Origin of the sequence: Sphingomonas sp. SUN019, assembly GCF_024758705.1 — a bacterium.
Taxonomy (GTDB): Bacteria; Pseudomonadota; Alphaproteobacteria; order Sphingomonadales; family Sphingomonadaceae; genus Sphingomonas.
The window spans coordinates 489044-515168 of record NZ_CP096971.1 but is presented as its reverse complement, the minus strand read 5'-3'; the positions used below and the strand labels follow the sequence as shown (position 1 = coordinate 515168).

Below are 26125 nucleotides of genomic sequence, written 5' to 3'. Positions count from 1 at the left end.
TCCGTCCTTCGAGACGGTCTTCGACAAGCTCAGCCCCTCCTTAGGATGAGCGGGCTGAGAAACCATTTCTGCCCTAATCGTCCTGCCAGGTCACGCCATCACGCTCGGTCAGCGCGATCGCGGTGGACGGACCCCAGGTGCCTGACGGATAATGTTTCGGCTTCGTGCCGTTCGCATCCCAACCGGCGCGGATCGCGTCGATCCACGTCCATTGCGCCTCCACCTCGTCGCGCCGCACGAACAGCGTCTGATCGCCTTCTATCAGGTCGAGCAGCAAGCGTTCATACGCGATCCGTCGCCGCGTGCCTGCAAATTCTGCGTCCAGGCTCAGCTTCAGCGGCACTTCACGCAGTCGTACCCCGTCGCGATCCAGCCCCGGTTCCTTCGCCATCACCAGCAACTCGATATATTCTTCGGGCTGCAGCCGGATGATCAGCGTGTTGGGCTGGAGCAGCCCGCCGCGCCCGACGAACATCGAATGCGGCACCGGCTTGAACTGGATCGCGATCTCGCTGCGACGCACCGCCATGCGCTTGCCGGTACGGATGTAGAAGGGGACGCCCTGCCAGCGCCAATTGTCGATATGCGCCTTGATCGCGACGAACGTCTCGACGTTCGAATCCTTGCCCAGTTCCTCGTCGTAGCTTTTGACGATCGCGCCATTCACCGCGCCGCCAAGATACTGGCCGGTGACGGTCAGCGAGGGCACGTCTTCGGGCTTCATCTGCCGCAGCGACCGGAACACCTTCGCCTTTTCGTCGCGCACCGCGGTCATGTCGTACCGGGCAGGGGGCTCCATCGCGATCAACGCGAGCAATTGGAGCATATGGTTGGCGACCATGTCGCGCAGTGCGCCGGCGCCTTCGTAATACCCCGCGCGATCCTCCAGCCCGACCGTCTCGGCGATCGTGATCTGGACGTTGTCGATGCCCTGCGCGTTCCACACCGGTTCGAAGAAGGAGTTGCCGAAGCGTAGGGAGAGGATGTTTTGAACAGTCTCCTTCCCAAGGTAGTGATCGATCCGGAAAATCCGGTCCTCGGGAAAGACGCTGGCGACGGTGTCGTTGATCTCGCGGCTGGAAGCGAGGTCGTAGCCGAGCGGCTTTTCCAGCCCGATCCGCACCGTATCGCCCGCCAGCCCGACCGTCTTCAGCCCCTTTACCGCGGGTTCGAACAGCGACGGCGCGGTCGACAGGAAGATCGCCAGCCCACCGCTGACGTCGCCCACCTTGTCGGCCAGCGGCTGAAAGGTCTTCAGGTCCGACAGATCGGCCGACTGGTAGAACAGCCGGTCGAGGAACCCGCCGACCGCCTTTTCGTCCGAACGATCCTTGGGCAGAAACTCGTCGAGCGCCTCCTTGGCGAACTTCCGAAACCCCTTGTCGTCCAGTTCGGAGCGCGCCGACCCGGTGATCGTCAGCCCCTCGGGCAGAAGGCCATCGGCGTGCAGGCCGTATAGCGAGGGCAGCAACATCCGCTGCGCCAGATCGCCGGTCGCGCCGAACAGCAGCAGCTTGCCGACAGGATTGCGCTCCATCGTCACCCTTTCAGAGCGTGAGGCCGGTGGTCGCATCGAACCCGGCCATGATGTTGAGATTCTGCACCGCGGCGCCCGCCGCGCCCTTGCCGAGATTGTCGAGCGTCGCGATCAGCCGTGCCTGACCCGATTCGTCAGCGCCGGTAATGCGCAGCGTCATCCGGTCGGACCCGGCATTCTCTTCGATCGTCACCAGCGCCGCGTCGTCGTCGGCGACACGCACCAGACCGGCGGGATAGGCGTCCGCCAGCACGCCGCGCAGGTCCGCGACCGTCGCGGGTTTCGTCAGCATCGACAGGTGCAACGGCACCTCGACCAGCATCCCGCGATACGTCCGCGCGACCGATGGCTGGAAGATCGGTGCGTGCGTGAGGCCCGAATGAACCGTCATCTCGGGCACATGCTTGTGCGCGAGCGACAGGCCATAGGCGCGAAACGCGGTATCGGTCCCGCCGCCCTCGAATTCGGCGATCATCGCCTTGCCGCCGCCCGAATAGCCCGACGCTGCGTTGACGCTCAGCAACGCATCGGCGGGCAGCAGCCCCGCGCGGATCAGCGGCCTTACAAGCGCGAGGAAGCCGGTCGGATAGCATCCCGGATTGGACACGAACCGCGCCGCGGCGATCCGTTCCGCCTGATCGGTCTCCAACTCCGGAAATCCGTAGGTCCAGCCGTCCGCTACCCGGTGCGCGCTAGACGCGTCGATCACGCGTGTGCGGAAATTGTCGATCAGCGTCACCGCTTCGCGTGCGGATTCGTCGGGCAGGCACAGGATCACGAAATCGGCGTCGTTCAGCGCCTGCCGCCGCGCGCGCGCATCCTTGCGACGTTCGTCATCGAGCACGATCACCGACACATCCGCCCGGCCACCCAGCCGCTCGCGGATTTCCAGACCGGTGGTGCCCACCGCGCCGTCGATGAAAACCGATACGCTCAATCCACGATCCCCAGCGCCACCGCGTCGACATAACCGACCAGCCCGTGCGCGGTCGCCACGCCCCATGCGACGCCGCCGGTCACGTCGAGCAATTCGAACGTCTCGCCCTTCGCCAGCGTCGCCATCACGGGCGAATCGACGATGCGGGTTTCGCGAAGCATGGCTTCCCCTATCAGAACGCTTGCGAGCGGGGCGGCGTAATGCGGCGCGAATACGTATTCGGCGAGCCGCACGTCGGCGATGTCGGGCCTGACCGCATTGGTGCGTGGGTCGAGCGGGCGCGACCGCCCCGTCAGTGCAAACGCCTTATGCGTTGACGCGTCCGGTCGATGCGGGCTCTGCCTCGCCGATGAACTGCCCGAACTCTTCAAGAAAACCTGCCCCTTCGGAAGTCTGCGCGACGAAGATGTTGCGCTTGTCGCTGTCGTCGCGCTGGCGGCGCAGATAGCCGAGCGCGCCCAGCCTGTTCAAGGCGCGTGTCACGACGGGCTTCGACACGTTCAGGATTCGCGCCAGGCCCCGCACGGTATGCGGGCCGGGTTTGAGGTACACCACCAGCAAAAGCGCCATCTGGCGATTGGTCAGGTCGGGTTCGCCCGACCGCACATAATCCACCAGCGCGTTCATCCAGGTGCCGAGTTCAGTCTGTACGAAACTTGCCACGTCTGCCTTCCGATCGAGGATTTCGGTCGTCTCAGGAGTCACAAGGGCAGTAACGCAGCCCACCCCAAGGTGGTTTCAGGTCCGTGACAAATAGCCGCGGTTGATCGCGTGCCGCGCGTCCCCTATGTGCCCGCCGTCGCGCGCTCCCGCGCTTGTTTCGGAAAACCGATGTTCACCTTTCTGCTCGTCCTGCACATCATCATCACCGCCGCGCTCGTGACGGTGGTCCTGATGCAGCGTTCGGAGGGCGGCGGGTTGACGTCGGGCGGCAGCCCGTCGGGCCTGATGTCGGCGCGCGGCGCATCCGATTTCCTGACCCGCGCCACCGCGGTGCTGGGCACGCTGTTCATCCTGCTGTCGATCGCGCTGGCCGCCTTTGCGGCGTCGCGTGGCGGTACGTCGGTCGATACCTCGCTGCAACGGACTGTTCCGGCAGCCGCTCCGGCAGCGACCGCACCGCCGTCCACCGGTGACGCGCCGTTCGCGGGCGCAGCGCAGAACGCGGCAGCAGCAGCGGGGGGCAACCAGTCAGCCCCCGCCAATACCGACAACGGCGTCCCGCTCGCCAACTAATCCACTCGGTTCGCCGGTTTAACGGCGCTCGCGGCGACGCGGGCGCTTGTCGTTCATGCGTGTTAAAGGCGAGGAGCCAAACCCAATGACCGCAACGGTCGTGATCGTCCGGGGAAGGCCGCTGGCAAGAAGCGCAGCGCAGCCGCGTAGCTTAAGCTACGCGCAAGCAAGCGACGCCGCCAGCGGCCTTCCCCGGACGACCGCGAAGCGGCGAGCCGTCTTTTGTCGCACAGCGGCGTCGCTCGTCGATCACGATGCTTTGGCATCGCTCACTCCTCGCTCCTACCTGTGCGACAAAACTCGGCCCGTCACGACCATTGCGGTCGTTGGGTTTGGCTCCTAGGCGTTACCTCCCATGGCGCGGTTCATCTTCATCACCGGCGGCGTGGTCTCCTCGCTTGGCAAAGGTCTCATGGCGGCGAGCCTCGCGGCGTTGCTGCAGGCGCGCGGTTATCGCGTCCGTATCCGCAAGTTCGATCCGTATCTGAACGTCGATCCCGGCACGATGAGCCCGTATCAGCACGGCGAGGTCTATGTGACCGACGACGGGGCGGAAACCGACCTAGACCTCGGCCATTACGAACGCTTCACCGGCGTCGCCGCGCGGCAGAGCGACAACGTGACCTCGGGCCGCATCTATCAGCAGATCATCACGCGCGAACGCCGCGGCGACTATCTCGGCGCGACGGTGCAGGTCATTCCGCACGTCACCGACGCCATCAAGGCATTTGCGAAGGCCGAAACCGACGACCTGGATTTCGTGTTGTGCGAGATCGGCGGCACGGTCGGCGACATCGAATCGCTCCCTTTCATCGAGGCGATTCGACAGTTGAAGAACGAGGTCGGCCGCGGCAATGCGATCAGCGTCCACGTCACGCTGGTCCCGTACATCGCCGCCGCGGGCGAATTGAAGACCAAGCCGACGCAGCATTCGGTGCGCGAACTGGCCGCCCTCGGCGTCCAGCCCGACGTGCTGGTCTGCCGCTGCGAACATCCGCTGCCACCGTCCGAACGCGCGAAGATCGCGCTGTTCTGCAACGTCCCCGAAAGCGCGGTCATCCCCGCGCTGGACGCCAAGAGCATCTACTCTGTTCCGCTGCAATATCACGGCGAGGGGCTCGATTCGGAGGTGCTCCGCGCCTTCGGCATCATGCCGTCATCGCCGCCCGACCTCAGCCGTTGGTCCGAAATCGTCGATCGCCTGACCAATCCCGAGGGCGAAGTGACCGTTGGGGTCGTCGGCAAATATGTCGGACTGCAGGACGCGTACAAATCGCTGAACGAGGCGCTCGTCCACGGCGGGATCGCCAATCGCGTGAAGGTCAACGTCCGCTGGATCGATGCCGAACTGTTCGAGAACGACGATTCGGAAATCGCCGCGCATCTCGAACCGTGCGACGCGATCTTGGTCCCCGGCGCGTTCGGTGAGCGCGGCGCAGAGGGCAAGATTGCCAGCGTCCGTTTCGCACGCGAACGCGAAATTCCGTATTTCGGCATCTGTTTCGGGATGCAGATGGCCTGCGTCGAGGGCGCGCGCGACCTGGCGGGGATCGAAAAGGCGTCATCGACCGAATTTGGTCCTACGGACGAACCCGTCGTCGGCCTGATTACCGAGTGGATGGGCCGCAGCGGTCTCGAAAAGCGCGCCGCGGAAGGTGACATGGGCGGCACGATGCGATTGGGGGCGTATGAAGCGTCGCTCAGCGGCAACAGCGTCGTCGCCTCGATCTACGGCGCGCAGACGATCCACGAACGTCACCGTCACCGCTACGAAGTGAACACCAACTATCGCGAGGCGCTGGAAAAGGGCGGCCTCGTCTTCTCGGGCATGAGCCCCGACGGCACGCTTCCCGAAATCGTCGAACGCCCCGACCACCCGTGGTTCGTCGGCGTCCAGTTCCATCCCGAACTGAAAAGCAAACCGTTCGATCCGCACCCCTTGTTCGCCAGCTTCATCGGCGCGGCGGTCAAGCAGAGTCGGTTGGTCTAGAACCAAACGAAAGCGCCCGGACCTTTACGGCCCGGACGCCCAACGACGCCCCGGAAAAGGGAGTAACGGGGCGCCGAACAGTTACGCCGCTTGCGCGTCCTCGGACGCGTGTTCGACCGCGGCGACCGACGCGCCGGTGCGGATCGCGATCGTCTTCGGCTTCATCGCCTCCGGCACCTCACGCACCAGGTCGATCACCAGCAGGCCATCGTTCAGCCGCGCATCGTCGACGAATACGAAATCGGCGAGTTCGAAACGCCGTTCGAAACTGCGCGTCGCGATGCCCAGATGCAGGAACTGCGCGGCGTTCGCGTCGTCCGCCTTCTTCCCCGCGACCAACAGCAGATTCTGCCGCGCGGTGATCTCGATTTCGTCACGCGCGAACCCGGCCACCGCCAGCGTAATGCGGTAGCGGTCGTCTGCGATGCGCTCGAGATTGAAAGGCGGATAGTTTTCCGACGCATTGCGCCCGTTGCTTTCCAGCATGTCGAACAGCCGGTCGAAGCCGATTGTCGAACGGCGATAGGGGGTCAGATCAAGTCGCATATCAAATCCTCCATAATGAGCGAGTTGATGGCGGCGTCCGGCGGGGCCGCGACGCCGTCTGCGCGGCCCGTCAGCGGCGCCGCGCCCCGCAAAAATGGTGCGATGAAGCGAAGGTTCAAGGGGGTGAAACAAATCCTACTATACCGATGGGGTATTGCATCATCTACCGGATCGATAGGATATAAAGTCTGCCGATCTAGGGGGTTTTGAAATGTCGATCACGCTCGCGCTGCTTCTGTCGCTTCAGGCCGCCCCCGCGGCCGTTCCCCCGGAACAAGCGGCCCCGCCCGAGTCCGCCCCGGCGGGCGATCAGGTCACGGTGGACGGCGAACGGGAGCCCTCGGGCCGACTTGGTCCGGCGCAGCAGGGTGGTGGCGACATCGTCGTCACCGCGCGGCGGCGCGCCGAGACGGTGCAGAACGTGCCGATCGCGATGTCGGTGATCGGCGGGACGGCGCTGGCGGAAACCGGCGCATACAATGTCGGCCGCCTCACGCAGCTGCAGCCAAGCCTGCAATTCTATTCGACCAACCCGCGCAATTCCGCCGCGAACATCCGCGGGCTCGGCGCGCCGTTCGGCCTGACCAACGACGGCATCGAACAGGGGGTCGGCATCTATGTCGACCAGGTCTATTACGCGCGAATCGCCTCGGCGACGTTCGACTTTACCGATACCGAGCGGTTGGAAGTGCTGCGCGGGCCGCAGGGTACGTTGTACGGCAAGAACACGACCGCGGGCGCGATCAACGTCACCACGCGCAAGCCGAGCTTCACGCCCGAGGCGCGGGTCGAGATGACCGGCGGCAATCTCGACTTCTTCCAGGGTAAATTCTCGCTGTCCGGCGCGCTGGTCGAGGATGTGGTCGCCGCGCGGCTGTCCGGCTCGATCACCACCAGGCGGGGCACGATCTACAACGTCACGACCGACAAATGGGTCAACAGCCAGGACAATATCGGCCTGCGCGGGCAGATGCTGTTTCAGGCCGCGCCGAACCTCGATATCACGCTCTACGCCGACTATAACCGGCAGGATCCCGAATGCTGCGCACAGATATTCGCGCGCGTCGGCACCACGCAACGCCCGATCAACCGGCAATATGAGGCGCTGGCCGCCGCGTTCGGGTATGAACCGCCCTCACGCAACGCGTTCGATCGCATCACCGATCTCGATTCCCCACTGCGCGCAAAGCAGGAACTGGGGGGCGCGTCGGCGCTGGTCAATTGGGATCTCGGCCCGGCGACGCTGACCTCGGTCACGGCATGGCGTTTCTGGAACTGGCTGCCGTCGAACGACCGCGATTTCATCGGCCTGCCGATCACCACGGTTTCGGCCAACCCGTCGCAGCAACGCCAGTTTAGCCAGGAACTCCGGCTTGGTTCGAATGGTAAGAACGATGTCGATTACACGGTCGGCGCATTCTTCTTCCACCAGACGATCGATACGCAAGGGCTGCAGGTGCAGGGCGCCGCGGCCAGCCGCTTCCTGCTCAATCCGGGCAATCTCGTCGTACCGGGCGCCGCGGGTTGCATTCCTGCGACAGCCAATGCGTGCAACCCGGCGATCCTGGACGGGCTGACCTCGCGCAACACGATCGGGTTCAAGAATACCAGCGCCGCGGCGTTCGGCAAGCTCGCGTGGCACGTCACCGACCGGCTGGAGATCGCACCCGGCCTGCGCGTAAATTACGACAAGAAGACCGGTGATTATGTGTCGGTGGTCACGACCGGCGCGGGCAGCACGACGCTGAACTCCGATCAGCGCGGCGTGCTGGCGCCGCAAGTCTACACGCCCGATTTCGATGACTGGAACATCTCGGGCGACATCACGGTCAGCTACGATTTCTCCCCCGACATCCATTATTACGCCAGCTACGCGAAAAGCTATAAATCGGGCGGCATTAATCTGTCGGGCCTGCCGCTGGACGCGAACAACAACCCGATCCTCACGTCGGCGACGGTGAAGCCCGAAAGCGTCAACGCGTTCGAACTGGGGCTGAAGACGCAGTTGCTGGACCGCCGCGTGACGTTCAACATCGCGGGCTTCTGGACCGAGATCGAGGATTATCAGGCGACCGTCACCAACGGGCAGCTAGGCGTGCTGCGCGGCTATCTCGCGAATGCGGGGAAGGTGCGGACACGCGGTGTGGAAATCGATTCGGCTTTCCGCCCGTTCGACGGCCTGAACATCTATGCCAACGCCGCCTTCACCGACGCGAAATACGTCCGTTTCGTCGATGCGCCATGCCCGCCCGAACTGTCGGGCGGCACCGCGGCCAGCGCCACCAATCCGGCGAGCCCTGCGGGACAAGCGGGAACCGCCACGGCGCCATCGTTCAGCCCGGCCAATTGCGACGTGTCGGGACAGCGCTTGCCGGGCATTTCGAAATGGGCGTTCAGCTACGGCGCGGAATACAATATCCCGACGCGGATCGCGGGCTACGATGGCCAAATCTATTTCGGTTATGACGGCAGCTATCGCTCGGATTTCTCGTCCAACCCGTCCGAATCGATCTATACGAACGTGAGCGGCTATTCGCTGTCGAACTTCCGTGTCGGCTTCCGCGCTGACGATCAGCTCAACATCTTCGCGTGGCTGCGCAATGCCTTCGACCAAGATTATTACGACCTGCTCGCGACGCAATCCGGGAACACCGGACTGATCGTCGGCCAACCGGCCGATCCGCGGACGTATGGCGTGACGCTGTCGAAGTCGTTCTGATCTTATAGCTCCTCCCCTGCTCTTGCAGCGAATGGTGGAGGGGCGGCCGCACTTGCTGCCGTGTTGATATTGGAGGCGTCGGCGGCAAAGCCGCCGTCGGTAGGGTGCGGCGTTCGCCGACCCGCCGGCCGGTTTGGGCGGCGCGCGTTGCGCACCGCTCGGCAGCGTCGCTGCGCTCGCTCCGCCCAAACGCAAACGCCCGGATCGTTTCCGATCCGGGCGCCTGCGTGACGATTGCTCGTCAGCCCCCTTGGTTTTGCCCCAGCCCGCGCGCTTCGTGTCGAAGCGGGTCTGGAAGCCATTCCCCGAACCACGGCCATTGCCTGTGTGCCAGTGCCTGGATTGCTAGGTGCGCCGGGGTTGCGTGTCGATGAAAATGAACGCCGCATAAACCGATTGCGGCGACCGTGTGGCGATTCCGCAACATCGCTTATACGCCCCGCGGCACACCGCGATTGCCAGTCCCCCACCGCCCCGGTAGAGGCGGCGACATGATCCTGTCGCGCTACGAACGGATGATCGCGCGGCGATACCTGCTTCCCGGAAAGGGCGAGCGCTTCATCGTGCTCGTCGCGGGCTTCAGCCTTGGCGCGGTGATGCTCGGCGTCGCCGCGCTGGTCATCGTGATGAGCGTGATGAACGGGTTTCGCGCCGAGCTGTTCGACAAGATCGTCGGCCTGAACGGCCACGCGGTGGTGCAGGGTGTCGGCGGACGCCTATCCGACTGGCGCGAGATCGCTGGGCTCGCCAAGGCGACTCCCGGCGTGACCAGCGCGGTGCCGATGATCGAGCAGCCGCTGATGACGACCTATAACGGCCGGGTGGAAGCGGTGCTGGTGCGCGGGATGCGTGTCGAGGACATCCGTTCCAACGCCACGATCGGGTCGAAGGTCGTCGCGGGTTCGCTCGCGTCGGTAACGTCGGGGTCGAATCGCGTCGCGGTCGGCGCGCGGCTCGCCGAATCATTGGGGGCAGGCGTCGGGTCCGAGATCACGCTGATCAACCCGTCGGGTCAGTCGACCCCGTTCGGCACCGTCCCGCGCTACGTCAACTATACGATCGCCGCGGTGTTCGAGATCGGCGTGTACGATTACGACAAGGCGTACGTCATCGTGCCGATGGAGGATGCGCAGACGCTCCTGCTGCTCGGCGATGCGGTCGGCATGATCGAGCTGGAGACGACCGACGCCGACCGTGTCGGACAGATCCTCGCTCCGCTCGCGGACAAGATCGGCAACCGCGGCGTCATTTCCGACTGGCGGCAGATGAATGCGCAATTGTTCGAGGCGCTGGCGGTCGAGCGCATCGCGATGTTCGTCGTGCTGTGCATCATCATCCTGGTCGCCGCCTTCAACATCGCGTCCTCGCTCATCATGCTGGTCCGCGCCAAGACCCGCGACATCGCGATCCTGCGCACGATGGGCGCGACGCGCGCGGCGATGATGCGCATCTTCATGCTGGTCGGCACCAGTATCGGCGCGCTGGGCATCGTCGCTGGGCTGATCCTTGGCGCGGTGTTCCTGTTCTACCGGCAGGCTGTGGTGAATTTCGTGCAGTTCGTGACGGGGCAGAATTTGTGGGATCCCTCGATCCGTTATCTGACCGAACTCCCGTCGAAACCCGATCCGGTCGAGATCACCGCGATCGTCATCATCACCGCGCTGATGACCCTGCTCGCGACGATCTATCCCGCGTACAAGGCGGCGAGCACCGATCCGGTTCAGGTGTTGCGGTATGAGTAGTTTTCAATTCCTCCCCGGAACGGGAAGGGGGACCAGCCGCAGGCTGGTCGAGGGGCAGCCAAGCAGTGCTGTCCTTTGTGGCTGCCCCTCCGTCGCGCTGCGCGCGCCACCTCCCCGTTCCGGGGAGGAATTGTGAGCGCCGTCCTCCAGACCACCGCCCTCGCGCGCAGCTTCACGCAAGGCGAGGAGACCATCCACGTCCTGCGCGGCGTCGACCTGACCGTTGCGCCGGGCGAGATCGTCGCGCTGCTCGGCCCCTCCGGCTCGGGCAAATCGACGCTGTTGCAGGCGGTCGGCCTGCTCGAAGGCGGCTTCGAAGGATCTATCCGCATCGCGGGTGAGGAAGCGGCGAAGCTCGATGCGCACGGCCGCACGATCGTGCGCCGCGACCAGCTCGGCTTCGTCTATCAGTTCCACCATCTGCTGCCCGACTTCAACGCGCTGGAAAACGTCGTCCTTCCGCAGCTGGTCCACGGCGCCGAACGCGCCGCCGCCGACGATCGCGCGGCGTCGTTGCTCACCGCGCTGGGTCTGGGCCACCGCCTGACGCACCGGCCGAGCCAGCTTTCTGGCGGCGAGCAGCAGCGTGTGGCGGTCGCGCGCGCGCTTGCCAACCGCCCGGCGCTGATCCTGGCCGACGAACCGACCGGCAATCTCGACGAACATACCGCCGACGTCGTGCTGGCCGAATTTCTGCGGCTGGTGCGTGAGGAAGGCTCCGCCGCGCTCGTCGCGACGCACAACGAGCGGCTTGCAGCCAAGATGGACCGGGTCGTCCGCCTCCACGACGGCACGCTGCAATAAATGGAAGAAAGGGCGAACCCCTGGCGCGATACCCCGACGCTCGTCGGCGATCACGTCACCCTCCGCCCGCTCACCCCCGAAGACAGCGAAGCGCTCGCCATCGCCGCAGCCGACGGCGACCTGACGCAATTGTTTTTCGCCAATGTTTCCGCGCTGACCAATCCCGACGCGTTCATCGCCGCGGCGCTGAAGGAACGAGATTTCGGCCGTGCGATGCCGTTCGCAGTAGAAACCCCTGACGGCAAACTCGTCGGCATGACCCGCCTGATGCGGATGAGCGAGCAGCACCGCCGGGTCGAGATTGGCGGCACGTTCTATGCGAAATCGGTCCAGCGCTCGGGCCTGAATAGCGAGGCGAAGAAACTGCTGCTCGGCTACGCCTTCGACACGCTCGGCTGTCAGGTCGTCCAGATCCGTACCGACTGGTTCAACCGCGCTTCGCAACGCGCAATCGAACGGCTGGGCGCGAAGCGTGACGGCGTGCTGCGCTCACACCAGCTGATGGACGGCCGCGTCCGCGATCTCGTGGTCTATTCGATCATCGCTTGCGAATGGCCCGGGGTGCGTGCGAACCTCGATCATCTTTTGTTGCGGGGGCAGGCACGATGAACGCGATCACCGATTTCGAGGTCAAGGCGGCGGACGGCGGCCCGGCCTCGCTCGACACGTGGCGCGGAAAGGTGCTGCTGATCGTCAACACCGCGTCGAAATGCGGCTTCACCCCGCAATATGAGGGGCTGGAGGCGCTGCACCGCAAGTTCGGCGGACAGGGCTTCGAAGTGCTGGCCTTCCCGTGCAACCAGTTCGGCGCGCAGGAACCCGGCGACGCTGCGGAAATCGCCAATTTCTGCACGTTGACCTATGACGTGACCTTCCCCGTTTTCGCCAAGGTCGACGTCAACGGCCCCAACGCCGATCCCTTGTTCGACCGGCTGAAATCGGACGCGCCGGGGCTGCTGGGGTCGAAGGCGATCAAGTGGAATTTCACCAAATTCCTCGTAAACCGCGGCGGCGAAGTGGTGGCGCGCTACGCCCCCACGACGAAGCCGGAAGACATCGAGAGCGACATCACGAAGCTTCTCTAATTCCTCCCCGGAACGGGGAGGGGGACCAGCCGCAGGCTGGTGGAGGGGGTGTGCCGCAAGTGGATCGCTCGCGGCACACCCCCTCCGTCACGCCTTCGGCGCGCCACCTCCCCGTGCCGGGGAGGACTTTAGCGGTTCCCGAATCGCGCCCGTCGTCCCATAACCTCCCGAATGCCGCATTCCGGGTTCGTCCCCCTCCGCAATTTCTCCTGTTACACGATGCTCGACGGCGCGATCGAGCCGAAGGCGATCGCGGTGCAGGCCGCGAAGCTGGGCTTTCCCGCCGCCGCGCTCACCGATCGCAACGGGCTTTACGCCGCGATGGCGTTCTCCGACGCCGCGTTCGACAAGGGCGTGCAGCCGATCATCGGCGCGATGCTGGGCGTCGCGCGGCCCGACCGGCCCGATGGCGTTTCCCCGCAACTCGACTGGCTGGCGCTCTATGCGCAGGACGACACCGGCTACGACAATCTCTGCGCTTTGGTCAGCCGCGCGCACCTCGACCGCCCGATCGATCAGGCCCCGCATGTCGATTTCGCCGCGTTGAAGGGCCGTACCGGCGGCCTTCTCGCGCTCACTGCGGGCGGGGAGGGGGCGCTGGCGCGGCTGTTCGCCGAGGACCAGCCCGACGCCGCGCGCACCTATGCTGACCGCTTGCAGGCACTGTTCCCCGACCGCCTGTTCGTAGAACTCGTTCGCCGCCACGATGCGACCGAAATGGCCGCCGAGGCGCACCTGATCGACTTGGCCTACGACCGCGGCCTCCCGCTTGTCGCCACCAACCCGTGCTGCTTCGCCGAATCCGATTTCGGCGACGCGCATGACGCCATGCTGTGCATCGCGCATTCGACCTATGTCGAAAGCGACGATCGCCTGCGCAGTTCGCCCGAAGCGTGGATGAAGCCCGCCGCAACGATGCAGGCGCTGTTTGCCGATTTGCCCGAGGTGATCGCCAACACCCTCGTCGTCGCGCAACGCTGCGCGGTCGCTGCGCCGAAGCGCAAGCCGATCCTCCCCAGCCTCGCCGGCGACCGTGAGGGCGAATCGCTGCTATTGCTCCGCGATGCTCACGCCGGGCTTGAGGTGCGGCTCGACCGGATCGAGGAACTGGGGCTGGCGGGTGAGGGCGACTGGCGCGCCGAGTATCGCGCGCGGCTCGATTTCGAACTCGACGTCATCATTCAGATGGGATTCCCCGGTTATTTCCTGATCGTCGCCGATTTCATCAAATGGGCGAAGGATCACGACATTCCGGTCGGGCCGGGGCGCGGTTCCGGCGCGGGGTCGGTCGTCGCCTGGTCGCTGACGATCACCGATCTCGATCCGATGAAGCTTGGCCTGCTGTTCGAACGCTTCCTCAATCCCGAACGCGTATCGATGCCCGATTTCGACATCGATTTCTGCGAAACCCGCCGCGGCGAGGTCATCCGCTACGTGCAGGAAAAATACGGCCGCGATCAGGTCGCGCAGATCATCACCTTCGGAAAGCTGAAGGCGCGTGCGGTGTTGAAGGACACCGGCCGCGTGCTGCAGATGAGCTATGGGCAGGTCGACCGGCTCGCCAAGCTGGTTCCCAACCACCCGACCGATCCATGGACGCTGGATCGCGCGCTGAACGGCGTCGGCGAACTGGCGAAGGAATACGCCAATGACAATGGGGTACGGCGGCTTCTTGACCTCGCGATGAAACTGGAGGGGTTGCCGCGGCATTCCTCCACCCATGCCGCGGGCGTCGTGATCGGCGATCGTCCGCTGGCGCAACTCGTCCCGCTTTATCGCGATCCGCGCTCCGACATGCCTGTCACGCAATTCGACATGAAATATGTCGAGGGCGCCGGGTTGGTGAAGTTCGACTTCCTCGGTCTGAAGACGTTGTCAGTGCTGAAAAAGGCGGTGCAACTGCTGGCGAAGCGGGGGGTTTCGATCGATCTCGATGCGCTCGCATGGGACGATCCCGCGGTGTACGCTTTGCTCCAGCGTGGCGACACGGTCGGCGTATTTCAGCTTGAATCGGAAGGGATGCGGCGCACGCTGTCGGCGGTGAAGCCGTCCAATTTCGGTGACATCATCGCGCTGGTATCGCTCTACCGGCCAGGGCCGATGGACAATATTCCGATGTTCGGCCGTCGCAAGAATGGCGCGGAAGATATTGAATACCCTCATGCTCTGCTCGAACCGATCCTGAACGAGACCTACGGCATCTTCGTCTATCAGGAACAGGTGATGCAGGCCGCGCAGATCCTGGCGGGCTTCTCGCTCGGCGGCGCCGACCTGCTCCGCCGCGCGATGGGCAAGAAGGTGAAGGCCGAAATGGACGCGCAGCGCGCCGGCTTCGTCGAGGGCTGCGCGACGACCAACAACATCCCGAAGGCCAAGGCCAACGAACTCTTCGATCTGATCGACAAGTTCGCGGGTTACGGCTTCAACAAGAGCCACGCCGCGGCCTATGCCCTGCTCGCCTATCAAACCGCATGGCTGAAGGCGCATCATCCGGCCGAATTCTTCGCAGCCTCGATGTGCTACGACCTGCATCTGACGGATAAGCTGGCGATTTTCTGCGACGATATGCGGCGGCTCGGCGTCAAATGCCTGCCGCCCGACATCAACCGCAGCCAGGCCGAATTCGACGTCGAACCGCATGAGGACGGCCTCGCGGTGCGCTACGCGCTGGCCGCGCTGAAATCGGTCGGGGAGGGGGCAATGGAGAAACTCGTGCTCGAACGCGAAGCGTCGGGCGCGTTCGCCAGCCTCGACGACCTCGCGCACCGCGTCGATCCGCGGCTGATCAACAAGCGCCAGCTCGAAACGCTCGCCGCCGCGGGCGCGTTCGACGCGCTCAGCGCCAATCGCGCGGCGGTGTTCGCAGTCGCCGAAACAATGCTCGCGGTCGCTGCGCGGGCGCATGACGCGAAGACCAGCGGACAGGGCGGCCTGTTCGGCGAAGCGACCGGCGCGGGTGATTCGATCAAGCTGTCGACCTCCACACGCTGGACCGTCGCCGAGCGGATGGAGCAGGAAAAGGAGGCGTACGGCTTCTATTTCTCCGCGCACCCCGTCGACCGCCACGCGCATCTCGCCAAAGCGCACGGCGCGCGGCAGTTCGGCGCGCTCGCCGCGCTCGCCATCCCCGACGACGGGACGCGCGCAGGCGCGACGATGGCGGTGCTGGTCGAAGACGCGCGCTGGCGCACCTCCGCGCGCGGGAAACGCTATATGATGGCCACGCTCAGCGACCAGAGCGGCCAGTTCGTCGCGACCTGCTTCGACGACGCCGTCGCCAACGATCTGGAGGAAGCCGCGAAGGCCGGCGGCTGCGGCCTCGCCACGGTCGAACTCGACCGCCGCCCCGGTGAGGAACAGCCCCGCGTGACCGTAAAGCGCATCCAGCCCTTCGAGGGATTGGCGTCGAACGCGCGCTTCACGGTGGAGATCGCGGTGTCCGAGGGCTTCGACGTCACGTCGCTGGCCTATGTGCTCGCCGACCATCGCGGCGCGCGCGGCGAGGTGCGGCTGCTGACGCCGCTGCCTGACGGTGGGATAGCGACGCTGCTGATAGGCCGCGATTTCCTGCTCGACGCCGAACTGGTGACGCATATCGAGCATCTGCCGGGGGTGACCGCGGTCGCGATGAAGGCATCGGAGGCAAGGCTGGCACTCGTGGGCTGAGGCTACATCGTTATTCAGACAGTGTCGCTCCTCCCCGGAACGGGGAGGTGGCAGCCCGAAAGGCTGACGGAGGGGCAGCGACAAAGGCCAGCATTGCTTGGCTGCCCCTCCACCATCGCCTTCGGCGACGGTCCCCCTCCCCGTGCCGGGGAGGATTGGCTCTCAAAACAACTCCCCCTGATCCCCCCGCGGCGGGCGGAAAAGGTCGGTCCGCAACCGCATTTTCTCCCGGTTACGGTCGATCCCGCTCCGCTTCCGCGCGATCAGGAACCGCGCCCGCAGCAACTCCCCCCACGGCCCTTGCCCGCGCATCCGCGTGAAGAACCCCGGATCATTGTCGCGCTCGCCCCCGCGCAGCGACTGGATCGTCGCCATGACCTTCCCCGCGCGATCGGGAAAATGTTCGTCGAGCCATGCACGGAACAACGGCGCGACTTCCCACGGCAGGCGCACCGGGATGAACGACACCCCCAGCGCGCCCGCCTCGGCCGCGCGCGCGACGATCGCCTCCACCTCATGATCAGTGATCGCCGGGATCACCGGGGCCATGTTCACATAAATCGGGATGCCCGCGTCGCTCAGCCGCCGCACCGCAGTCAGCCGCCGTTCGGGATGCGGCGCGCGCGGCTCGATCGTCATCGCGATGCGCGAGTCGAGCGACGTGACCGAGATCGCCACCGCCACCAGCCCCTTCGCCGCCATGGGGCCGAGCAGATCGATGTCGCGCACCACGCGATCGGATTTGGTGGTGATGACGAGCGGATGATCGCATTCCGCCAGCACCTCGATCACCCCGCGCGTCACGCGCCACTCACGCTCGATCGGCTGATACGGATCGGTATTCGTCCCCATCGCGATCGGCCCGCACGTGTAGGACGGCTTCGACAATTCGGCGCGGAGCAACGCCGCCGCATCGGGTTTGGCGAACAGCTTGGTCTCGAAATCCAGCCCCGGCGACAGATCGTGGAACGCGTGGGTCGGCCGCGCGAAGCAATAGATGCAGCCATGCTCACAGCCGCGATACGGATTGATCGAGCGATCGAACGGCAGGTCGGGGGATACGTTGCGGCTGATGATCGTCTTCGGCCGCTCGACCGTCACGCTGGTCCGCAGCGGCGGCGGCGCGCCGTCGATTTCGTCGCGCGCATCGAGCCAGTCACCGTCCGCCTCGGTCTGCGGCAGATTGAAACGCGCGCTCTCACGATTGATCGTTGCGCCGCGACTCGGGCGGGGACTCGGGCGGGCGTTGGCCATGCACCACTATATTCCAGTCGGAACATAAAAGGAACAACGACGCGCCGGCGTTAACCCTTTGGTGTACGAATCGCGCTATAACGCCTTTAGAAGAGGGCCAATGGCGACACGATCGAGCCAGTTCAACTGCGTCGAGCCCGCACGGATCGAGCGACGGGAGACTCGTCGCCTGAGCGTTCACGTGAGTCGCGCCACCACGCGCCGCCACGGCGAGGTCGCGAACGAAGCCACGTTGCACGACCTGTCGATCTACGGTTGCCGCATGACGCTCGACAGTCAGCAAAGCGCCGGTGAGCGGCTATGGATTCGTTTCGACGGCGGCCTGCCGGTCGCGGCGACAGTCGTGTGGTGCAACGGGGGTCTCGCCGGCTGCCGCTTCGACGAACCGATCGAGCGCAGCGTGCTGCGCAAGCTGACGATCGGCGTCTGCTAACGCTCCAGCAGCCGCGGCATCAGTTCGACGAAATTGCACGGCCGGTGGCGGCTATCGAGCTGATCGCGGAATATCCCGTCCCACGCATCCTTCACCGCGCCGGTCGATCCGGGCAACGCGAAGATATACGTGCCCCGCGCGACACAAGCGCAGGCGCGCGACTGGACCGTCGACGTGCCGATCGTTTGGAATGACAGCCAGCGGAACAGTTCGCCGAACCCGGGGATCATCTTGTCGGCGACCCGCTCAATGGACTCGGGCGTCACATCGCGCCCGGTAACGCCCGTCCCGCCGGTGGTGATGATGCAATCGACCGCCGGATCGTCGATCCAGCGATGGAGTTGTGCGACTATATCGTCGGCATCGTCCTTCAGGATCAGCCGCTCGGCCAGCTCATGCCCCGCGTCGGTCAGCCGTGCGATCAGCGTGTCGCCGGATCGGTCCTCGGCGAGACCGCGCGTATCGGAGACGGTCAGCACCGCGATGCGGACGGGCTTGAAGGGCAGGGTGTCGTCGATCGGCATGGCGATCGCCTACCATCTATCTCCACCCCGGCGAAAGCCGGGGTCCAGTTTCAACGAATCTTGTGATCGAGATTCGGACCCAGCCAACTGAATACCGTGCAACTGGACCCCGGCGTTCGCCGGGGAGGTGTTCCGCCTCCAGGTTTCGACTTATCGCGCCAGCGTGACCCCGCCGGTCTCGCCCGCGATGCTCGCGGTCGCGGTCCGCGGGGCTTGCGCGTTCAGCCGCACCGCACTCGCCCCCGGCAGCCCCGGAAAGCGCGGCCACATCCCCTGCGCCAGCGCGGTGCGGCTGGCCGAGGCGGGCTTGCCGCCTTGCGATTCGTACATCCAGTAATTGCGCAGCACCGTCGTCACATACCCACGCGTCTCCCAATACGGGATGCTCTCGATATACAGTAACGGATCGCCGTTATCGCGGACCTGCGCGTTCCAGTCCTGCACCGGCTTCGGCCCGGCGTTATACGCTGCGATCACCTTCGGCAGCAGGCCTTGCGTTAACCCCATGTCGCGCAGCCGCTCGATATGCCGCTGCCCGATGTCGATGTTGGTCGACGGCTTGGTCAGCGCGATCTTGTCGACACTGATGCCGCGCTCGCGCATGTAATCGGTCGCCGCGGCGGGCATGATCTGCATCAGGCCGTAGGCGCCCGCGGGGCTCACCACTTTGTTGCGGAACCCGCTCTCCTGCAGCGTGTGCGCATAGACCAACGCCTTGTCGATCCGCCACCCGCTGTCGGGCGTCCAGTTCGGCATCGGATAGCGCGCCTCGGCGGTCGCGGTTACGCCCTGTGGGCAATTGTGCGCCAGCCATACGACGCTAGCTGGCAGGTCCATCTGCTCGGTCACGCGGACCAGGCTGGCGAATTCGCCCGGGTTGCCGATCCGCGCCTGCTGGCGGATGACCTGATCGGCCTCGTCGCTCTCACCGATCTCGACCAGCGCGGCGGCGACGCGGACGTTGGGGCGTTTTTCCAGCGTCGCCCAGTCGGCAGTCACCTGCTGCGGCGATTCCTTGGCGGATTTCATGCCCAGCGCCTGCCGCGAAAGCTGTCCGTAGAACGCCTCGCGGTACTGCGCCGCGTTCTTCAACCGCGCCTCGACCCGGTCGGGACGGCCGCACGCCATGTCGGCGCGTCCGGCCCAGTACAGCCCGGCGGCGCGCATATCGGTATCGGTCGCGCGCGCCGCGACGCCTTCAAAGCCCGCACCCGCCGCCGCGCAGTCATTCTGCCGCCACGCCGACAAGGCCGACGTCCAGCGCCCGGTGATCGCCCACTCGCCGCCGCCGTTCGCAGCTTGGTCGCCAACCCGGCGCGCATCGCCGTCCATCCCTTGCAGGAAATAGATCCACGCGACCTTCGCCTGCCATTCCGTCTGGGCTTCCAATGAAAGACCGCCGGTGCCGGTCAGCAAGGCCTCAGCCTCGCGGCCCATATCGGCCTTGACGTAGGGCGTCATCCGGTTGGCCAGATCGGCCGCGATCATGTCGCTTTTCACGCTCTTCGCACGCACGCGGATCGGAGCCCCGTCCTGCCAGATCAGCCGCTGCGCCACTGGCAACGGCGGCAATTCCTCCGCCCCGCGCGCCTTGGCCAGCCGCGCCAGCGCCTCGGCCTGCGGCAGTTCGGGGGCCTCGGTCAGCAATTTGACCAGCGGCTCCAGCTCGACCCGCGGGCTGCCCTTGGCGGTGTAGAGTTCGGCGCGTGCGAACGAATGCAGCGGCCCCGGCGCCATCGCGTCCAGGCCGATCTGCGCATCGCTCCAGCGGCTCTCGCGGATCGCGGTGAAGACCGCGCGATACGCGCCGCGCTGTTCGGGGGTGAGCTGTGAGGGTATGCCGGCGGCGGGAGTGGGCGCGGTGTCGGCGCTCGCGATGGTCGGGGTCAATGCGGCCAGGCACACGGCCGAAAGCAAGATACGGATCACTTCATTCCCCCGATCAGCATCTGCAGATCCCTCCACGCCTCGGCTTTGGCGGCTGGCTTTTCCAGCAGGAAGCGCGGATGATAACTCGTCACGACTGCAGTCACTTTCCCGCCCGTATGGTTAAGAACAGGTAAATTTTCTCGGGACTGCGCGGCGTCCGTCGGCAGGATCGCACGGCTCGCCGCATTGCCCATCACCAGCAGCCTTTTCGGCGCAACCAAAGCAACGTGGTGCCGCGCGATCTCGCCCAGCCGCGCCTCGATCTCGCGCGGCATACGCCCGGCGACCGGCCGCGCGGCGCACAAGGCCGCAAGGTGGATATCCGCCCGGCTCCGCCCGATCGCCGCGAGCATCCGGTCGAACAGCCGACCGACTGCACCCGACATCAGCACGTCGCTGTCCTCGCGCTCCGGGCAATCGACCAGCACCATCAGGACGGCATCGACCGGCCCGCTCGCGGCGATCTTCACCCCGCTCCAATCCGCCTCGGGCGCGTCCGCGCTCATCCGCCACGCCAGGAATGCCTCGATCGTAGCGGGAGGCGCTGCCGATCGCGTAGCGGCAGGCGCGACGGCAACGGGCGCGGCCGCTTCAGGGATCGCCGCCAGCCAATCGCGCGGCGCATCCTCGACCAGCATGTCGACACCCGCGTCGCGCCACCATTCCAGCGCGCTCGCCGCGGTTTTCGCCCAGTCGATATTCTGATCGGCCCCCATGCCGCTACCTAGCTACGCGGTTGACGCGGCGGTCAATTCGCATGAGAGCCAATCGGAGACAGGACGTTGCCCGAGCGCGCCCGGATGCGCCGGTCTGGAGAAGAGAATTGAGCGAACGCGAATCCATGCCCTACGACGTGGTGATCGTCGGCGCCGGGCCCGCGGGCCTTTCCGCCGCGATCCGCCTGAAACAGCTCGCCGCGCAGAAAGAGGCCGACCTGTCGGTCTGCGTGCTGGAAAAGGGATCGGAGGTCGGCGCGCACATTCTGTCCGGCGCGGTGATCGATCCGAAATCGCTCGACGAATTGCTCCCCGACTGGCGCGACGACGGCTGTCCGCTGGCCGAAGTGCCGGTGACGGAAAACCTCCATTGGGTGCTGTCGAAGACCGGCAAGACCAACCTGCCGCACGTCCTGACCCCGCCGTTCCTGCACAACAAGGGCACCTACACCGGCAGCCTCGGCAATCTGTGCCGCTGGCTCGCGGGCAAGGCCGAGGAGCTGGGCGTCGAAATTTTCCCCGGCTTCGCCGCCGCCGAAATCCTCTATAATGAGGACGGATCGGTGAAGGGCGTCGCGACCGGCGACATGGGCGTGGCGCGCGACGGCGAGCACAAAGGGGATTATCAGCCCGGCCTCGAACTCCACGCAAAATACACCTTATTATCAGAAGGTTGCCGAGGACACCTCAGCAAGCAACTGATCCGTACGTTCGACCTTGCGAAAGACAGCAGCCCGCAGGTCTATGGCTTGGGTGTCAAGGAATTGTGGGACATCGACCCCGCGCTCCACGTCCCCGGCCGCGTCATCCACACGCAGGGCTGGCCGATCAGCGAAAACCACGGCACCAACGGCGGCGGCTGGCTGTATCATCAGGCGAACGGCCAGGTCAGCCTCGGCTTCGTCACCTGGCTCAACTACACCAACCCCTATGTCTCGCCGTTCAACGAGATGCAGCGCTGGAAGACCCATCCGGAGATCGCCGCGATCCTGAAGGGCGCGAAACGCGTCAGCTATGGCGCGCGCGCGATCAGCGACGGCGGATTGCAGTCGATCCCGAAGCTCGTCTTCCCGGGCGGTGCGCTGATCGGCGACAGCGCGGGCTTCCTCAACGTGCCCCGCATCAAGGGCACGCACACCGCGATGAAATCGGGCATTATGGCCGCCGAGGCCGCCGCCGACGCCATCCTGTCGCAGCGCCAGCACGACGAACTCGTCGCCTACCCCGCGGCGTTTGAAAAATCCTGGGTGCACAAGGAACTGTCGGTCGTTCGTAACGTCGTGCCGTTGGTCAAGAAGTTCGGCGATTTCGTCGGTTCGGGTCTTGCGGGCGTTACGATGTGGCTCGAACATTTCGGGCTGAAGATGCCCTTCACGCTGAAACATCACCCTGACCACGAGACGCTCCAACGCAGGGATGCGGTCGCGAAGATCGTCTATCCCAAGCCCGACGGCGTGCTGACCTTCGACCGCCTCTCGTCGGTGTTCATCTCGAACACCAACCACGAGGAAGATCAGCCCGTCCACCTGACGCTGAAGGATCCGGCGGTCCCGGTGGCCCACAATCTGCCGCTCTACGACGAACCCGCGCAGCTTTACTGCCCGGCGGGCGTTTACGAGGTCGTCGGCGAGGAAACCGGCGATCCGAAGTTCGTGATCAACGCGCAGAATTGCGTCCACTGCAAGACGTGCGACATCAAGGATCCGACGCAGAACATCAACTGGGTTGTCCCGGAAGGCGGCGGTGGTCCCAATTATCCCAATATGTAAGACGCCATTCCTCGCAGGCATTGCGAGCATCCTCGCGCTGCCCGCCTTGGCTGCGCCGAGCGACCTGTCGGCGTTCGCCCGCGCCCGCGCCGCCGATGGCGACGGCGCGATCGAAGTGGCCGCGGCGAACTACGCCAGTGCCCTGAACGCCGCGCCCGGCAACGCGATCGTCGCCGAACACGCCTATTGCCAGGCGGTCGAGGCGGGGAATTACGCGCTCGCTGATCGCGCCGCCGCGACACTCGCCGCCGCCGGGCAAGCGCCCGCTGACGCCGCCTTGCTCGCGATCGCCAAGGCTGCGGCGGCGCACGATATCACCGCCGCCGACACCGCGATCACCGGCCTCGCGAAGACCCCGCTCGCGCTGCTCATCACCCCGCTTCGCGCCTGGGCGGCGTTCGAGCATGGGGCCGACCCGCTCGCCCTGCTGGCCATCAAACCCAAGGACATCGTCGCCCGCCGCTTTGCCGAAGAGACGCGCGGCCTGATCCTGATCGCGCAGGGCAAAACGGCGCAGGGGATTGCCGCGCTCCAACCTGTCCTTGGGAAGGGTCAGGCCGCAGAGGATATCCGCATTGCCGCCGCGCAACTGCTGAACGGCGCGGGCCGGGTCGATCAGGCGAAGACCCTGCTGGTCGGCGACGCCCGCGCCATCGCCGCGCTCCGCGACGATCCGGGAACCGGCGTCAAGCCGTCGCTCGCGTTCGGAGCATCGCGGCTGTTGGCGCGGATCGCCTCGGACATCGCCGCCGCTCCGCCGGGGCCACTGGCGATCGCGCTGACACGCGCTGCGCTGCGCGCCGATCCGCAGCACGATCGCGCGCGGCTGCTGCTCGCCAGTTCGCTCGCGCAATCGGGCCTCGCCGATCCGGCGCTGACGGTGCTCACCGCGGTCGACCCGGACGGCCCCTATGCCGCCGCCGCCATCGCCGCGCGGATCGAGGTGCTGACCGGCGACGATCGCCTGCCCGAGGCGCTGAAGCTCGCCGCCGCGCAAACCCGCACCGCCGCCGATCTCCAGCAATATGCCGACCTGCTGATGACCGCGAACCGCCCGATGGACGCCGCTGCGGTCTATGCCAAACTGCTCGCCCGTCCCGACCACGTCGCGAACTGGGCAGCATGGTTGCAATATGGCGGTGCGCTCGACACCGCAGGCGATTGGGAGCGCGCGCGTCCCGCACTGGCCCGTGCGGTGGTGCTCGCGCCAGAAGAACCCGTCGCGCTCAATTACTTCGGCTACGCCCGGCTCCAGCACGATGAGGACGTGGTCGCCGCGCGCGCCATGCTTGAAAAGGCCAGCCGCCTTGCCCCGACCGACCCCGCGATCACCGATTCGCTCGGCTGGGCCTACCACCGCGCCGGGGAGAACGACCGTGCGGTGCCGCTGCTCGAACGCGCCGCCGCCGCCGCACCCGGCAATCCCGAAATCGCCGAACATCTCGGCGACGCTTATTGGTCCACGGGCCGCCGCTACGAGGCGCGTTACGCGTGGCGCGCCGCCAAACTGACCGCCGACAGCGCGGAGTCCGCGCGGCTGTCGGCGAAGATCGTCACCGGTCTCGCCACCGCCGCGCAATGATCGCAAATTCTGTGCCCCTCTCGATCCAATGATCGTCGAGCCCGCGCCCGCGAAACTCAACCTCGCGCTCCACGTCCGCCGCCGCCGCCCGGACGGCTATCACGATATAGAGACGTTGTTCGCCTTCTGCCACGACGGCGACACAGTCGCGCTCAACCCATCGGAATCGCCTCGTTTCCATATCACCGGTCCGTTCGCGGCGGACCTCTCGCCAACCGATGATCCCTGGGCCAACAACCTCGTCACCCGCGCCGCCGACGCCTTCGCCGCACAATTCGGCGCGGGGCCATATGACATCATCCTCGACAAGCACTTGCCTATCGCGTCGGGCATCGGCGGCGGATCGGCCGACGCCGCCGCCACGCTCCGCGCGCTCTCCCGCCGCCGCGGCATCCCGCTCGACGATCCCATGCTGTTGGCGATCGCAGGCCAACTCGGCGCGGACGTGCCCGCCTGCCTCGCGGGCGTCACCGCTTTCGCCACCGGCCGTGGTGACGCGCTGACCGCGCTGGAGGGTTGGGCCGACACGCCCGTCCTGCTCGTCAATCCTCGCGTCGCGCTCTCGACCGCGCGGGTCTTCGCGGCGTGGGACGGGACCGATCGCGGCGCGCTCGACCCGGCCGCTCCGGAAAAGGGCCGCAACGACCTCGAAGCCCCCGCGCGTCGCCTCGCGCCTTCGATCGACGACGTGCTCGACGCACTCGCGATCCAGCCTGGCGCGACACTCGTTCGCATGTCCGGCTCGGGCGCGACCTGTTTCGCGCTGTTCGACACGATCGCCGAGCGCGACGCCGCGGACATGGCTATCGCCAGCATCGCGCCTGATTGGTGGCGGCTGGCCACCACACTCGCATGATCGCGCTCGATCACGCCGATGGCATCGCCACGATCACGCTGGCGCGCCCCGAACGCCGCAACGCGCTCCGCGTGGCGGATTGGCGTCACCTTGCCGAAACCATCGCTGCCGTATCGCCCGAAACGACCGTCGTCCTGCTCCGTTCGGGCGTCGAAGGCGTGTTCTGCGCCGGTGCGGATATCGAGGAACTCGCGACGCTCGCGGACCAAACCAAAGATCGACCCGCGTTCCGCGCCGCCATGCGCGCCGCGATCGACGGCCTCGCCGCGCTCCCCATTCCCGTAGTCGCCGCCATCGACAGCGGTTGCTTCGGCGCAGGCGTCGCCCTCGCGCTCGCCGCCGATCTGCGCGTCGCGGGGGAGGGCGCGCGTTTCGCCGTCCCGCCCGCACGCCTCGGCATCGGTTATCCCGCAGAAGACGTCGCCCGACTCGCCGCACGCGTCGGTCAGGGCCAAGCCGCGCGCCTGCTGTTCACCGCCGCTACGATCGACGCCGGCGAAGCCCTCCGGATCGGTCTCGTCGATCTGCTGGGAAAAGGGGTGGAGGTCGCCCGCTCGATCGCCGCCAACGACCCCGCCGCGCTTCGTCAGCTAAAGGCGACGCTGGCGGACGCCGCCGATCCCGCGCACGCGGAGGTCTTCGATGCCGCCTTCGACAGCCCTGGATTCGCCCGCGGCGTCGCCACGTTCCGGTCGCGGACCCGAAACTGAAGTTCCCCTCTTGTTCCAACAGAACAAACGCGATACATCGCCAGATACGCGTTGAACGGTTCGCGCGGGTGATCTAGCGAAGGGGCTTCC

22 protein-coding genes are annotated in these 26125 nt (G+C 65.9%); 13 read left to right on the top strand and 9 right to left on the bottom strand.

The window, feature by feature from the left end:
* Positions 1-73 precede the first annotated feature (73 nt).
* From zwf to M0208_RS02515, 4 genes are all read right to left on the bottom strand, one after another.
* Positions 74-1537, bottom strand: coding sequence for a glucose-6-phosphate dehydrogenase (gene zwf / locus M0208_RS02530; protein WP_258890163.1), 1464 nt, complete (start codon positions 1535-1537; stop codon positions 74-76).
* Positions 1538-1547: 10 nt separating this feature from the next.
* Positions 1548-2474: an N-acetyl-gamma-glutamyl-phosphate reductase gene (gene argC / locus M0208_RS02525; protein WP_258890162.1), complete on the bottom strand. Its 927-nt coding sequence runs from the start codon at positions 2472-2474 to the stop codon at positions 1548-1550.
* A complete protein-coding gene (locus M0208_RS02520) occupies positions 2471-2635 on the bottom strand; it encodes a hypothetical protein (protein ID WP_258890161.1) in 165 nt (54 codons plus the stop codon). The genes argC and M0208_RS02520 overlap by 4 nt, the downstream gene beginning before the upstream one ends.
* A gap of 145 nt (positions 2636-2780) precedes the next feature.
* Complete coding sequence (locus M0208_RS02515; RefSeq protein ID WP_258893152.1) at positions 2781-3101, bottom strand: MarR family transcriptional regulator; 321 nt, start codon at positions 3099-3101, stop codon at positions 2781-2783.
* Positions 3102-3305: 204 nt separating this feature from the next.
* Here M0208_RS02515 and secG point away from each other — a divergent pair, with 204 nt between their 5' ends.
* Both secG and M0208_RS02505 read left to right on the top strand, forming a co-directional pair.
* Positions 3306-3710 (top strand): preprotein translocase subunit SecG, encoded by a 405-nt coding sequence (gene secG / locus M0208_RS02510; RefSeq protein WP_258890160.1) that lies wholly within the window; start codon positions 3306-3308, stop codon positions 3708-3710.
* A 355-nt stretch (positions 3711-4065) separates the two neighbouring features.
* Positions 4066-5700, top strand: a complete 1635-nt coding sequence (locus tag M0208_RS02505; protein ID WP_258890159.1) for a CTP synthase — start codon at positions 4066-4068, stop codon at positions 5698-5700.
* A gap of 81 nt (positions 5701-5781) precedes the next feature.
* Here the strand turns inward: M0208_RS02505 and M0208_RS02500 are convergent, their stop codons facing one another.
* Positions 5782-6246, bottom strand: coding sequence for an Hsp20 family protein (locus tag M0208_RS02500; protein ID WP_258890158.1), 465 nt, complete (start codon positions 6244-6246; stop codon positions 5782-5784).
* A 211-nt stretch (positions 6247-6457) separates the two neighbouring features.
* Here M0208_RS02500 and M0208_RS02495 point away from each other — a divergent pair, with 211 nt between their 5' ends.
* From M0208_RS02495 to dnaE, 6 genes are all read left to right on the top strand, one after another.
* Positions 6458-8965 carry a TonB-dependent receptor gene (locus tag M0208_RS02495; protein WP_258890157.1) on the top strand — a complete coding sequence of 836 codons (2508 nt, stop codon included), beginning with the start codon at positions 6458-6460 and terminating at the stop codon, positions 8963-8965.
* Between the two features lie 491 nt (positions 8966-9456).
* Positions 9457-10707 carry a lipoprotein-releasing ABC transporter permease subunit gene (locus tag M0208_RS02490; RefSeq protein WP_258890156.1) on the top strand — a complete coding sequence of 417 codons (1251 nt, stop codon included), beginning with the start codon at positions 9457-9459 and terminating at the stop codon, positions 10705-10707.
* A gap of 132 nt (positions 10708-10839) precedes the next feature.
* Positions 10840-11511 (top strand): ABC transporter ATP-binding protein, encoded by a 672-nt coding sequence (locus tag M0208_RS02485; protein ID WP_258890155.1) that lies wholly within the window; start codon positions 10840-10842, stop codon positions 11509-11511.
* Positions 11512-12120 carry a GNAT family N-acetyltransferase gene (locus M0208_RS02480; protein ID WP_258890154.1) on the top strand — a complete coding sequence of 203 codons (609 nt, stop codon included), beginning with the start codon at positions 11512-11514 and terminating at the stop codon, positions 12118-12120.
* Positions 12117-12596 (top strand): glutathione peroxidase, encoded by a 480-nt coding sequence (locus M0208_RS02475; protein WP_258890153.1) that lies wholly within the window; start codon positions 12117-12119, stop codon positions 12594-12596. The genes M0208_RS02480 and M0208_RS02475 overlap by 4 nt, the downstream gene beginning before the upstream one ends.
* Before the next feature lie 171 nt (positions 12597-12767).
* A complete protein-coding gene (gene dnaE / locus M0208_RS02470; protein ID WP_258890152.1) occupies positions 12768-16262 on the top strand; it encodes a DNA polymerase III subunit alpha in 3495 nt (1164 codons plus the stop codon).
* Between the two features lie 162 nt (positions 16263-16424).
* Here the strand turns inward: dnaE and M0208_RS02465 are convergent, their stop codons facing one another.
* Positions 16425-17516 carry a PA0069 family radical SAM protein gene (locus M0208_RS02465; RefSeq protein WP_258890151.1) on the bottom strand — a complete coding sequence of 364 codons (1092 nt, stop codon included), beginning with the start codon at positions 17514-17516 and terminating at the stop codon, positions 16425-16427.
* Between the two features lie 100 nt (positions 17517-17616).
* On the opposite strand from M0208_RS02465, the gene M0208_RS02460 reads away from it, so the two are divergent.
* Positions 17617-17949, top strand: a complete 333-nt coding sequence (locus M0208_RS02460; RefSeq protein WP_258890150.1) for a PilZ domain-containing protein — start codon at positions 17617-17619, stop codon at positions 17947-17949.
* Here M0208_RS02460 and moaB read toward each other — a convergent pair.
* The 3 genes from moaB to M0208_RS02445 form a co-directional block, all read right to left on the bottom strand.
* On the bottom strand, positions 17946-18473 hold the full coding sequence (gene moaB, locus M0208_RS02455; protein WP_258890149.1) for a molybdenum cofactor biosynthesis protein B: 528 nt from the start codon (positions 18471-18473) through the stop codon (positions 17946-17948). The genes M0208_RS02460 and moaB overlap by 4 nt on opposite strands.
* Positions 18474-18623: 150 nt before the next feature.
* A complete protein-coding gene (locus M0208_RS02450) occupies positions 18624-20399 on the bottom strand; it encodes a lytic transglycosylase domain-containing protein (RefSeq protein WP_408988130.1) in 1776 nt (591 codons plus the stop codon).
* Positions 20399-21118 carry a uracil-DNA glycosylase family protein gene (locus M0208_RS02445; RefSeq protein ID WP_258890148.1) on the bottom strand — a complete coding sequence of 240 codons (720 nt, stop codon included), beginning with the start codon at positions 21116-21118 and terminating at the stop codon, positions 20399-20401. Before M0208_RS02445 ends, M0208_RS02450 begins: the two co-directional genes overlap by 1 nt.
* A 107-nt stretch (positions 21119-21225) precedes the next feature.
* Between M0208_RS02445 and M0208_RS02440 the strand changes: the two genes are divergently transcribed.
* Genes M0208_RS02440 through M0208_RS02425 form a run of 4 tightly spaced genes read left to right on the top strand, consistent with a single transcriptional unit; the run spans position 21226 to position 26035 of the window.
* Positions 21226-22887 (top strand): electron transfer flavoprotein-ubiquinone oxidoreductase, encoded by a 1662-nt coding sequence (locus M0208_RS02440; protein WP_258890147.1) that lies wholly within the window; start codon positions 21226-21228, stop codon positions 22885-22887.
* On the top strand, positions 22862-24469 hold the full coding sequence (locus M0208_RS02435) for a tetratricopeptide repeat protein (RefSeq protein ID WP_258890146.1): 1608 nt from the start codon (positions 22862-22864) through the stop codon (positions 24467-24469). Before M0208_RS02440 ends, M0208_RS02435 begins: the two co-directional genes overlap by 26 nt.
* 28 nt (positions 24470-24497) lie before the next feature.
* Entirely contained in the window at positions 24498-25325 is an 828-nt protein-coding gene (locus M0208_RS02430) for a 4-(cytidine 5'-diphospho)-2-C-methyl-D-erythritol kinase (RefSeq protein WP_258890145.1), read from the top strand.
* Positions 25322-26035, top strand: coding sequence for an enoyl-CoA hydratase/isomerase family protein (locus tag M0208_RS02425; RefSeq protein ID WP_258890144.1), 714 nt, complete (start codon positions 25322-25324; stop codon positions 26033-26035). The genes M0208_RS02430 and M0208_RS02425 overlap by 4 nt, the downstream gene beginning before the upstream one ends.
* Positions 26036-26125: the final 90 nt, after the last annotated feature.